Consider the following 12,435-nt stretch of genomic DNA (forward strand, 5'->3'; position numbering starts at 1 on the left):
ATTGTGTAACCCTTGAGACGTTCTTCATTTTTCAGGGTATAATAGCAGATAATTCAATAGGATATAAAAATGAATCTTACAAATAATCAGAAAAATGAAATAATATCCTTCTGTGCCGAATTGGTTAGAAATGCGGGTGATTCGGGAAGAGAAGGGGATACTGCACAGTGTGTTTTTCAAAAAATGAAAGACCTTGGATATGATGAGGTTCAAGTTGATGAATACGGCTCTGTTCTTGGAATTTTAAACGGTTCGTTGCCCGGACCGACACTCCTTTTTGATGGTCATATGGATGTGGTTCCCGTGAGGGATCAAGGCTCATGGGAACATGAACCCTATGGTGCGGAACTTTCAGAAGGCCGCATGTGGGGACGGGGTACCACAGATATGAAGGGTGCTCTTGCTGCCATGATTTGTGCAGCCTCCTACCTGAACCGGGCAGAAATCCATGGAAGAATTCTTGTCTCAGCCTCCGTTGCCGAAGAACTGCTCATCGGGACGGCTTTAGATCTTATTTTAAACAAATTCTCCGTTGATGCCGTTGTTATCCCTGAACCGACAAGCCTGAATCTGGGCTATGCCGAGAAAGGCCGGGCGAGTATAGAGATGATTTGCCAGGGAACTGTGGCTCATAGCAGCCGTCCCGATTTAGGTGATAATGCAGTGTACCGAATGATGGAAGCTGTAAAAAGAATCCGAGCCCTTTCAAAGAGAACTCATCCCGTCCTGGGGAATGAAGTGATTGAGCTGGTAGAAATCTCATCCCTGCCTAGTCCTGGAAATGGATCCATCCCGGGGACATGTCGAGCTTTATGGGAATGCCGCTTACTGCCTGGAGAAACAAAGGAGGGATTTCTTGAGCGTTGGAAGGTCGCTCTTGAAGCTGTGGGTAGGACTGAAATCAGAATTGCCGATTACAAATTGAGTTCTTATACGGGACAAACCATGAAAATGGATGATTTTCTCCCTGGCTGGATGACACAAAATGTAAATAAGGGATTTACTGCCCTGGTGTCTGAATCCATAAGAGAGGGTGGAAGAACCCTAGAATACTATGCTGCGCCTTATGGTTGTAATGCCCTGGTCAGTGCAGCCAAAAAAAATATTCCCACGGTCATTCTCGGCCCCGGGGATATTGCTCTTGCGCATAAACCAAACGAAAATATCTTGATCGAGGACCTATTGGCGGCCGCGGATATTTACCAAAGGATTTGTGTCAAAATGTCTGCAATCCAATATCTAGCTTAAGAATACTGAATTGCATTGCATCTTTAATGAATAATGCGCTTCAGGAATGTTTTTGTCCGTTCGTGCTTGGGAGCGGTGAATATGACATCGGGGGTACCTTGTTCAACGATCAGTCCTTCATCCATAAAAATTACCCGGTCGGCAACATCCCGGGCAAACTGCATTTCATGAGTCACTACAATCATGGTCATGCCGTCATCAGCAAGATCCTTCATAACATCAAGAACTTCACCAACCAATTCCGGGTCCAAGGCTGATGTTGGTTCGTCAAATAAAAGTATTTCCGGCTTCATGGCTAAGGAGCGGGCTATAGCCACTCTTTGCTGCTGTCCTCCGGAAAGCTTATTCGGGTAGACATCTCTTTTATCGGAGAGGCCGACTCTTTTGAGTAAATCTTCTGCTAAGGGGATGGCCTCTTTCTTAGACATCTTTTTGATGTGTACAGGCCCTTCTATTATATTTTCAAGAACAGTCATATGGGGGAAGAGGTTAAAACGCTGAAAAACCATACCAATATCCATTCTCAGTCTGGTAAGCTTTGTTTGTGAGGTGATTTCATTATTCTTAAAGAATACCTGCCCATATTCGATGCTTTCTAACCTATTGATGCATCGGAGTACAGTACTTTTTCCTGAGCCACTGGGTCCCAGGATGACAATCTTCTCACCTTTTTTCAGACTAAAATCGATACCCTTTAATACTTCAAGATCACCGAAGCGTTTATGTATATTGACGAGTGTAAGTATGTTCTCTGACATTTATTTCTCTGTTTCCAATTTTTTTTCTACATATTTCGAAAGCACCATAAGCGCGGAGCACATTATCAAATAGAGGAGGGCTACCACTGTATAGACTTCAAAACTCCTAAAAGTTGAGTAGATAATCTGGTTACCCGCCCGCATCAATTCAGTAATCGTCACCAGAGAGGCTATGGATGAATTTTTGAGGGTGATGATGAACTGATTGAGGAGTGATGGTACAATAATCCTGATGACCTGGGGAGCTATGATGCGAATCATCGCTTTAGGATAGCTCATACCCAGACTCTCGGCTGCTTCCATCTGTCCTGTATCTATGGCGATAATGCCTGAACGGATAATCTCAGAAATATAGGCCGCTGTATTGAGCCCTATCCCGAGTATACCCGCTGTCATGCTCGACATTTCAATTCCTAATTGAGGTAAACCAAAATAAAGAATGAAGAGTTGAACAAGCAGGGGGGTTCCACGTACGACCCATATATAGGCCATGCTAAATGCCCGGAACAGCTTTATGGACGAAAGCCGAAATAGTGCAAGCACGATTCCAATCAACATTCCAATCAGCAGGGATGCTAAAGATATTTCTAGAGTCACTAAGCATCCATTTAGCAAATTGGGTATTTTATTTATTACGACCGAATAGTCAAGATTCATGTTTTTTAGGTCCTTTTACTGTTCCGGGTATCAATTATATTTAATTTCCAATAATCCAACGGTCGTAAATCTCGTCCATGGTTCCATCTGCAGAGAATTCTTCCAGGTTTTTATTGATAAAAGCCAAAAGTTCTGCATCTCCTTCCTTGACGGCAATTCCCAATTTAGCGGATGTAAAGGGTTCTCCAACGATCTTGAGTCCATCAATAGTCTTATTGAATTCAAGCTGGTTGAGCAGGTCATTGACTGCCGCGTCGATACGTCCAGTCTGTAGGTCCAGCATGTAATCGACTGTTTCGTTATAGCTTACAATCTCGAAGTCAGCACCTTCATCCAATAAATCCTGAAGTACGGCTTCTGATGTTGCGCCCATTTTGGCTCCGACTCTCAATCCTGTGAGATCGTCTGTAGATTTTATGGTCTCATTGTCTGAGGGAACGACCAGTACCATTCCAGTTTCCATATAGGGTGTTGCAAAATCGACAACTTCTTCACGAGCTGGTTTGATGTACATCGCTGCACAAACAACATCGGCTTTACCTGCTTGCAGAGATGGAATCAGGGAGGTGAAATCCATATCTACCACTTCAAGTTCCACACCGAGTTTATCAGCCATAAGGCGCATAAGATCGATGTCATAACCAACCATTTCATTGGTTTCTTCATCTAAAAATTCAAATGGAATGTAGTTTCCTGTGGCAAGTACAAGCTTACCGCTTTCCTGAATCTCTTCAAGTCTGCTTAGTTCTGACATTTCTTCTGTGCCACCATTGGCAAATACACTTGCTGTAGACAGGATCATAGCCAGCAGGATTAGTAAAATATTCTTTCGTAACATTCAGATTCTCCTTCGTAATATAGAACATGTTACAAAAGGAGAGTGCAAAAAACGTGCCAAGTAGGTTTGGAGGGGTCCTGATGGTTTTACTCTTTGAGTTTTATACAAATGAGTAAGAACTATAAGACATATATTGCCAAAATGTAGGAATTGGACCATACAAGTGAATCCCTGGTGGAATATGAATGCCGAAATACAGTAATTCCAGTTGGTCATGATAAGAAGCTATTTGTATAACGCTCCCATAAATCAGTACAGCCTCTTTAACGAGGCTGTAAATAAATTTGTATTAAGCTCCAACTCTTTGTATAAAAATTGTATAAAAGAGAGGAATTTTTATTTACAGCCCCGAATGTCTGTTACAGCTTAAGCGTTCTTACAATGCCTTTACTGCTGCATTGGCATCATCGAATTTTTTTAAGGTCTCTTCCGATGGTTTTTTAGTTAAAAGGCTTACAACTACAATAGCTGCGAATGCCAGGATAAACCCGGGGAGAAGTTCATAAAAATATTCACCTTCGATGGATATGTAGTTTTTAACAACAAAAATTGTTACAGAACCTACGATCATTCCTGCCAGAGCCCCTTTTCCTGTCATGGCTCTCCAGCTAAGGGCCAGTATTACAAGGGGGCCGAAGGCTGCTCCGAATCCACCCCAGGCATACCCCACCATGTTGAGAATATTCCCAGAATCTCTAGATGAAATAATAAAAGCCAACACCGCAAATCCAACAACACCAAGACGGCTTATGAGTGCCTTACTTTTTTCATCTTTTTTCTGAATAAAGGGGACATCTTCGGTGAGGGAAGATGTGAGCACAAGAAGCTGAGAGTCGGCGGTAGACATCACCGCAGCCAGGACGGCTGCCAGTACCAGTCCTCCAAAAATCGGATGAAAAAGGGCAGACGTCAAGGCCAGGAAGACTCTTTCACTGTTCCCGTCGGGACCACCGACACCTTCCAGGGGATGTATTGCATTGTAACCAATTCCGATCAGACCGATTGAAATGGCCATAATGAGGGACACTACCATCCAGCTAATACCAATTCTCCGGGCGCTTTTCACGGACTGAATATCCTTGATTCCGATAAATCTTGTAAGGATGTGGGGCTGACCAAAGTATCCGAATCCCCAGGCCATCAATGAAATGGCTGTGATCCACCCGGTGGAAAATTTAAATGCATCAGGATTGATTGAACTAATTTCAACACCCGAACCGTTGATAGCAAAAAAGCCGAGAAGCGCACAGAATATGAGGGCGGCCAGCATCAAAAGACCCTGGATTAGATCTGTCCAGCATACAGCCATATAGCCTCCCAGAAAGGTATATGATACGACAACCAGAGTTGTGATAATAAGACCCATCTGCTCAGTTGCACCGAAGGTATGTGCAAAAAGAAGAGTTCCTCCCTTTAACCCCGAAGCAACATAGAGTGTAAAGAAAAAGAGAATCACAAGAGTTGAAACAATTTTTAAAATCCCGGATTTATCATCAAATCGATTGGATATGAAGCTAGGCAGGGTGAGTGCTTCCATATTTTCTGACATAGCTCTCAGACGTCCAGCTACAATAAGCCAATTAAAATAAGCACCAATAGCGAGTCCAAGAGATATCCATACACCCTCAATAAGGCCGCTGGCAAATACGGCTCCAGGAAGTCCCAAAAGAAGCCAGCTTGACATATCTGAAGCACCCGCAGAAATGGCAGATGTAAAAGGGCCAATGGTTCTTCCGCCAATCAGATAATCTTCATTACTGCCAGTCCTTTTCATGTAGTAGTATCCGATGCCCAGCATCAGAATAAGATAGAGTGCAAACTGCACATAAAGAATCGTCATGTGTTACTCCTGGAAAATAAGATGGGTTAATAAATTTATAGTTATTTATAGCTAATCATAGGAATAGTGCAATAATATGTCAATTACTTTGTATATTTATACAAGTCCCTGAGTCAGGAGCGGTATCCAAAAGTGAGGGGCGCAAACCCATCCCGTCACCGATTTATCTGTATGAAAATATAGAATGAATGCTTAGAAGGGCTGTAGGCACAAGGGGATCTCCTATGCATTCATTTGGCTTGTCTTTACAGTTCAGTTCCATCCGAAATCTGACCAACTGAATATGTCTAAAAGGAGAGTCAAATAGACAATCCGAGTTTGTTCTCATTTTTTGGAGTGTATATTGTGGGTTGGGAGAATACTCCTCTCTATCGTTTCTTTATTTCCCGATGTTGAAATCTTTATGTTTGAATCTATAATTGTTGTAGTCATTCTTGAACCTATTAGAAGGAGCACACCAGCTTAAGTCCTTTAAAGAGTGGCTGAAACCACTAGGTTTGAAGCCGGACAGTCTCTTAAAATTGATTTGACTGCTGCAGATGAGGAGGTTCACCTTTCCTTATAGCCTTCCATAATGCATAGAAACTCTCCATCCACAGATATTTTTGGTTTGATCAGAGGACCTCTTTGGTTTTGAATTCAGAGGCATTTTGAGATATTTCTAAGATTTCAGAATAATTTTCTTTGCTAATGTTTTCAATTCGCGTCAGGCTTTCTCCCAGCTCTTCAATTTTCTTTTCAATGGATGAGACCGATTCGGCTGTTGCAGTCCCGGCTGTTTTCTGCTTGTGAACTGCCTCGGAGATGGAATCCTTAAGCTCCAGTATTTCAGCAGCAAAGCTTTTCACCTGATTAGACACTTCCTGAATTGTTTCAAGGCTTTTTAATATAAGTAAGCTCCCTTCATTCAGTTCTTTGGCAGAACTGCCTATCTGAGAAAAGACCTGTGCAACATTTTTGATATTCTGTCTTACATCATGAAATCCTGTGTCTGTTTGCCCTGCTGCTTTTGAGGCTTCTTCTATGGTTCCGGTGATACTTTGTATATTCTTTTGGACAATCAGGGATTGATCCGCTGAAAGTTCGGCCAGCTTCCGTATCTCCTCAGCTACCACTGAAAACCCTTTTCCAGCCTCTCCTGCATGGGCTGCTTCTATGGCTGCATTCATTGAAAGAAGATTGGTCTGGCTAGAAATATTGGAAATGAGCTCATTGGCTTCAAGGAGTTTGCCAGATTCTGAAAGGATCTCACTAATAAGGGATGAGACCGTTGATAATGATTCTATTCCCTGTTCTGAAGATTGTTCCATGGCACTTATCGTTTCTTCAGATCGCACTGTTAGCTGATTAATGGATGAAATTCCTGCTGCCATCTCTTCTATTGCCGAAGTAGAGCTGTTCATGGCCGTCATTTGGTTGTTGAGTGATATATCCAGTTCGGAAATATTCTCATTCATGCTCAGTACTGAATCTTCTGATAGCATTCTGTATTCTTCCTGCTGACTGTACAGCTCCCTCATTGTCGAGAACGAATTGTTCATTTCTTTCATATCCCGGAGGTTCTGTGCAATTTCATTTTCGAGATTCTCGCTCTTCAGATTTATGGTGCGGATTCTCTGCTTTAACTGATTCATAAAGAAAGAAATCCTATCAATTATCTGGTTAAAACTGTTCGCTAGGATATGAGTCTGATCCAGAAATAATGCCTTTTGATTTGACTTAAATCCAATACTAAAATCCATACCCTTTGTTTTATCCATAAAAGTCGCCAATAGGCTGATGGGGTGAAGCGATCTGGTGATGCGTATAAATATGAATGTTATTAATACTAAGAACGCACCGAGAAAGAGGATTATAAACTTATTTCTAACATCAATGAATATGGTTTCCAATTTAGTACTTATCACAGCCAGAGAGCTGTCAACATCGTCTATGTAGGCTCCGGTTCCAATCCACAGATTTGTGTTGTTGACCATTTTTGATGTACCCAGTTTTGGAAACATGGTCTGTGGGTCTTCTCCCGGTTTCGACCAATAAAATTTGAGAAACATTTCTCCAGCAGAGGCATTCTTATCCAGCTCTCTGATTATATATTGCGATCCGTCGGGGGACTGTAAATCCCAGAGGTTTTTTCCTTCATTTGAAGGAGTCTGACCATGGATGAAATTTATACCGGATCCTTTTTCATAGGCATAGAAGTATCCATCACCATCAAAGCGGACAGGGTCCATGATCTTAACAGACAAATCTTTTTTTTCTTCCTCTGTTAAAGAGTCAACATCATTTAATGCAGAGAGAATCCCTGCAGCTGTTTCAGTGACACTGCCTAGTTCTTTCTCGTAGCCTTCGAGGATTAAATCATGACAAATTGATTCGATCGAAGATGTAATCTGATCTGTAATACTATGAATCATAAAGAATGAGAATACAGAAAAGAAAAGAAACAAAAGGGCTAGGGGGATCGTTATCTTATAATTAATTCCGAGATATTTTTTCATTTGATTGTTATCCATTTAATTTTAATAATTTACAGAAATATACTTTATATTAAATCTATGATTGTAACTATGGGGAAATAATCATTGTTTGTAAAATCAGATTCTGAATTCCTGGTTTTACACCAAGCAACTTTTTTTAGGAGGGCAGCATTAGCTATAGGTCTTTTTCCTTGTACTAAATTGTAAACTTATCCACCTCGCCTCCTAAGGTCTCTATGGCTTCCTTTGTGCTCCGGCTGATATCATTGACGCTATTCACGGCAATAGCAATCTGTTCAGAACCTGATGACATCTCATTCATACTGTTTGCGATCTCCTGAGTTATGGAGTTGAGGGTCTTGCTTTCATGGATGACCTGTTGGCTGCTCTTGAGCATTTCACCTGAACCAGATTTCACTTGGCTTGTTATCTCATTCAGTAGCCCGATAGCCTCAAAAATCTCTCTACTGCCGCTGCTTTGTTCATCCATAGCATTTTGGATTTCCTGTCCTAGTTGAGTCACGATCTTTATTTTTGAATCCATATCTTCAAATTGAATTAAAACTGCCTCGGTAGAAGTAGATATTCTATCCATGGCTTCTTTGATTTTTTTCAGAGAAATGGAAATAGTTTTTGATTGACTGCCGGAGGATTCAGCCAGTTTCCGAATTTCATCTGCAACAACAGCAAATCCTTTCCCTGAATCCCCTGCATGGGCGGCTTCGATCGCAGCATTCATGGATAGGAGATTCGTCTGGCTGGCGATACTTTGTATCATTGAGCTTATTTCCAGTAGGCCTTCAGACTCTTTTGTCACTGCCCGGATATCGGCAGAAATGACTGTTAGATTAGTTCTCCCAGAGGAAGATGCTTTGGTGAGTTCTTCCATATTCTCTGTATTTCTTATCAGGTTTTGCGTGACCGACTGAATATTTGATAACATTTCCTCAATAGCAGAGGATGATTGGCTTACATTGGAAGCTTGTTGCTCAATATGAGAATCAAGCTGTTGAATATTTCGAGTAATCTGTTCCATGGCTGAGCTTGATTCTTCTACACTGGCAGACTGATTGATTGTCTGATTTTTGATACTCTTAATATTGGCGCTTATCTGATTTATGGAGGCAGCGGTCTCTGTCATATTCGATGATAAATCCAATCCAAGAGATGTGAGCGTCCCTGTTTGTTCTTTTATGGATTGAACCAGAAGGCGGGTGTTGTCAGAAAGTGAATCAAATTCCCGGGAGAGATCGCCGAACTCATCGGTTCTTTTCCGCAGTTTTTCAGCCATGGAGCTTGTAAAGTCACCTTGGGCCATTTCTTTTGCATGTTTGACAATGTTCTTTATCGGTACTACGACACTTCTCGTTATGATGAATGCAATTACCAATCCAGCCAGTAATGAAATCAAGAAGGCTATGATTAATAAATTGAGAGAGGTTGTTACATTTGTGTTTGCTTTTTTCAGGGCAGTTTCCATATTCCTTGCCATGACATCATTCAATTTCTGTATTTCTTCATTGATATTTTCTGCGTAGGGATCAAACTTTTCCATGTAAATGTTTCCAGCATTGGTCCCTTTGTTTATATAGGTTTCCGCCATTAGTTTGCCAATGGAATAGTAGTCATCAAAATTTATTCTGATTATTCTTATTTCTTCCTGAATCTCCGGCATTAAAATCATAAGTTCATTGAGTTGTTCTTCGAATAGGGCTGCGTATTTTTCAGCTTCATCAAAACCGTCATCAAAACCAGGGGCTCCGCGGGTTGCACTGATGTCTGTAAGCCATTGCTGTACTTGAATAACACTGATCTTGAGTTCTTTGGAAATCTCTGTACTTTTGTACGTTTTGGCGTAGATTTCGTTAGTCAGGGTTTTCGATTCCCTCAGTAAAAGAATTACTGGAACGAGTCCCGCAAGAAATACCATTTCTACTGCGAGGAATCCTATGATGAGTGTTGACTTTGTTTTTCTATTTTTAAAAATCATATTCTGTCCTCAGGATGATGGAGTATCGTTTTATAGTTTCAGAGTCGCTATCATGCCATCAAAAAGCTCAAATAATCCACATTTTTGTAAAAAAAATATAGTTTTAATAATATTTGTTAATCGAAAAAATTATCGTGATTGATGATATTATTTCTGTGTGCTGCTTGCTGTCTTTAGTGGGCGGGAAAGGAACAGGGGAAATAATGGAGTTTTTTTAAAATTCTAACTTCTGATGAGATTCATTATCAGAACTATTGGTTAGATAAAGTTCATAATTATAGAGTTAATATCTGTTTGCCAGAATCCTCATCATGAGTGCCTCTTCATGGTGAGGATTCCTATCTTTATCAATCATCAGGACTTCTGAATCTATCCATCGTTCTAAAGCCTGACTGATCAGTTCCGGACGTACCACTACTATGCTGCAGTCATCTTTCTGTAAGTCTATTCTGGACAACCCCGCTGTCCAGCCTTGCTCTCTTTCAAACTCAAGTATCCCTGCTTCATCGAGTATAAATAGGTTGCACTTTGGTGTTTTCATGATCTGCGAATTGCCCCATGTTATGGCAGAAGGGTCAAAAATCCACTGTCTTGTGCTAAGTTCTCTGTTTCCTTGATTAGTCATGACCTGAAACGACTTGTTAAACTCTGCAAGCCGGCGGGTTTCACTTGAGAACAGGTCCAGGGCTCTAAGCTCGTCTTTCCTGCTCGTCAGGGTGATGATGCCCGCGACGGTCATCTCTCTTGTCCTGGCTTTCTTGTATAAGCTGCGACAGAACGTGGTCTTTCCGGCTTCTCTGTCTCCTGTGAGGATAAATCTTTTCATTCTGGTCTTTGTGGGGATTGGCCCCAAATCAGAACGGTTCGTTTGTCAATGGTTCTGATTTTTACAGGAACATTGTAGAGGCTTGTCAGGTTCTTCTCATTTAAAATCTTTTCAGAAGGTCCCGAATGAATCACCGAACCATTCTTAAGAAGGATGGCATGATCTGCCAGTCTAAGTACGAGTTCCGGGTCATGGGACGTAAAAAATAGGCTTATTCCTTTTTCTTTTAAGGTCCTTAGTATTTTGAGTATTTTCTCTCTGTTTTGAAGGTCGAGGTGGGATGCCGGTTCATCCAGGAGTAGGAGTTCGGGCTGCTGTGTCAAAGCTCTGGCCAATAGAACCAACTGCTTTTCTCCTCCGCTTAAGCGTGATACTTTTCTATCAACAAGGTGGTCAATACCCGCCTCACTTAGGGCGTCTCTGGCGATTGCTTCATCCTTAGCTCCCGGTGTCCCCAGGGGGGGGAGATAGGGAACCCGACCCAATAGAATGTATTCAAGAACTGAATAATCAAATTGAACGACTTCGTCTTGAGGAACCAGGGCCATAAATTGTCCTCTATTTTTGGAATTCCAACGCATAATTGGATGATTCTGAAGCAGAACCTCACCACTTTGAGGAGAACGCCAACCGAGAGCGAGGTCCATAATGGTTGTCTTTCCAGCTCCGTTGGGGCCCAACAAAGCTGTGGCCCTGCCTTCGGGGACCTGCATGTTCAATGAGGGAAAAAGAGGTGGGTTTTTAGAATGCCAATGAAATCTGACATTCCTGAATTCTATGATCTTTTTCATGTAAGCCCTCTCATAAATGTCTCCTGAGAGGTGAAAAAACCATGAGGAGAGTGAAGATCAGGGCTCCCGCTAGTGAGGTCAGAATTCCCAAGGGAATCTCTCCCGTGCTGATGGTCCTGGCTGTATCATCGCTGATTAGGGCGAAAATACCGCCAGTAATAAGAGCTGTCGGAACGGATTTTGCCGTGTCGCTGCCGGCGACTCTTCTGGCTATATGAGGAATGATCAAACCGATCCAACCAATGATTCCACAGTACGAGACTACTGCCGCCGTTGCCAGTACAGCCATAAAGAGGAAAATGTTTTTTTCCAGGATCGGAGATATACCCAGAGAGTGAGCTGTTCTGTCTCCCATGGAAAGAAGATTCAGCCGCCATCTTAATATGAAAATTAGAATAAGGACCGGGACAGTAAAGGGAATCAAATATTTTAATTCAGTCCAACCAATCCCCGAGAGTCCACCCATCATCCAGAAGGTTATCTCCTGTAGTTGGCTTCTGGGGTCTGCCAGATATTTTAAAATACCCAGGCCCGATGAGAACACCGCTGATACTATAATTCCTGATAAAATGAGGCGAATGATCCATCCGCCAAAGCGGATGGCTTTGGCCAGAGACCAAGCCAATCCCAAAGCCAGCAAAGAGAATAGAGCTGCCGAGAAGGGAAGGGCCAGAGGACTTTTTACATTGAGGACAATCATTAGTCCTGCCCCAAAGGCCGCCCCTTGAGACACGCCCAGAATCCCCGGTTCCACAAGAGGGTTGCCAAGAATTGTTTGAAAGACCAAGCCTGTCAATGCCAGTGTGCTGCCGAGAATTACAGCTGCTATAATGCGGGGAAGCCTCAGGTTTAGGATAATATTCCAGGCAATAGGATTCCTGATAGCCTCATCCAATCCTATGAACCCCGGCTTTGGATAGCGTCCCAGAAGCAGCGATCCGAAGACCAGAACCACCAGGAGCAGTATGAGGAGGATATTTTTTACCCATACAGGCTTTTTTTCCCCCACG

At 42.2% G+C, this 12,435-nt stretch carries 10 protein-coding genes; 1 reads left to right on the top strand and 9 read right to left on the bottom strand.

Features of this window, described 5'->3' with window-relative positions:
• Positions 1 to 69 precede the first annotated feature (69 nt).
• Positions 70 to 1,248 (top strand): M20/M25/M40 family metallo-hydrolase, encoded by a 1,179-nt coding sequence (locus EXM22_RS16360; RefSeq protein ID WP_149487552.1) that lies wholly within the window; start codon positions 70 to 72, stop codon positions 1,246 to 1,248.
• Between the two features lie 23 nt (positions 1,249 to 1,271).
• On the opposite strand, the gene EXM22_RS16365 is transcribed toward EXM22_RS16360, so the two are convergent.
• The 9 genes from EXM22_RS16365 to EXM22_RS16405 all read right to left on the bottom strand — a co-directional run bounded on the left by EXM22_RS16365 (position 1,272) and on the right by EXM22_RS16405 (position 12,434).
• The gene (locus EXM22_RS16365; protein WP_425465765.1) at positions 1,272 to 2,006 is read right to left on the bottom strand and encodes an amino acid ABC transporter ATP-binding protein; all 735 of its coding nucleotides are present in this window, start codon (positions 2,004 to 2,006) and stop codon (positions 1,272 to 1,274) included.
• On the bottom strand, positions 2,007 to 2,663 hold the full coding sequence (locus EXM22_RS16370; RefSeq protein WP_149487553.1) for an amino acid ABC transporter permease: 657 nt from the start codon (positions 2,661 to 2,663) through the stop codon (positions 2,007 to 2,009). It lies immediately after the preceding gene.
• A 40-nt stretch (positions 2,664 to 2,703) separates the two neighbouring features.
• A complete protein-coding gene (locus EXM22_RS16375; RefSeq protein WP_149487554.1) occupies positions 2,704 to 3,501 on the bottom strand; it encodes a transporter substrate-binding domain-containing protein in 798 nt (265 codons plus the stop codon).
• Positions 3,502 to 3,877: 376 nt separating this feature from the next.
• Positions 3,878 to 5,341 carry a sodium/proline symporter PutP gene (gene putP / locus EXM22_RS16380; RefSeq protein WP_210411511.1) on the bottom strand — a complete coding sequence of 488 codons (1,464 nt, stop codon included), beginning with the start codon at positions 5,339 to 5,341 and terminating at the stop codon, positions 3,878 to 3,880.
• A 614-nt stretch (positions 5,342 to 5,955) separates the two neighbouring features.
• The gene (locus EXM22_RS16385) at positions 5,956 to 7,755 is read right to left on the bottom strand and encodes a methyl-accepting chemotaxis protein (RefSeq protein ID WP_168203574.1); all 1,800 of its coding nucleotides are present in this window, start codon (positions 7,753 to 7,755) and stop codon (positions 5,956 to 5,958) included.
• A 259-nt stretch (positions 7,756 to 8,014) separates the two neighbouring features.
• Positions 8,015 to 9,808: a methyl-accepting chemotaxis protein gene (locus EXM22_RS16390; RefSeq protein ID WP_149487556.1), complete on the bottom strand. Its 1,794-nt coding sequence runs from the start codon at positions 9,806 to 9,808 to the stop codon at positions 8,015 to 8,017.
• A gap of 283 nt (positions 9,809 to 10,091) precedes the next feature.
• Positions 10,092 to 10,634, bottom strand: a complete 543-nt coding sequence (locus EXM22_RS16395; protein WP_149487557.1) for a nucleoside-triphosphatase — start codon at positions 10,632 to 10,634, stop codon at positions 10,092 to 10,094.
• Positions 10,631 to 11,425, bottom strand: a complete 795-nt coding sequence (locus tag EXM22_RS16400) for an ABC transporter ATP-binding protein (RefSeq protein WP_149487558.1) — start codon at positions 11,423 to 11,425, stop codon at positions 10,631 to 10,633. The genes EXM22_RS16395 and EXM22_RS16400 overlap by 4 nt, the downstream gene beginning before the upstream one ends.
• Before the next feature lie 10 nt (positions 11,426 to 11,435).
• On the bottom strand, positions 11,436 to 12,434 hold the full coding sequence (locus EXM22_RS16405; protein ID WP_246157037.1) for a FecCD family ABC transporter permease: 999 nt from the start codon (positions 12,432 to 12,434) through the stop codon (positions 11,436 to 11,438).
• Position 12,435 lies beyond the last annotated feature (1 nt).

The organism is Oceanispirochaeta crateris, from assembly GCF_008329965.1.
In the GTDB taxonomy this organism is placed as follows: Bacteria; Spirochaetota; Spirochaetia; order DSM-2461; family DSM-2461; genus Oceanispirochaeta; species Oceanispirochaeta crateris.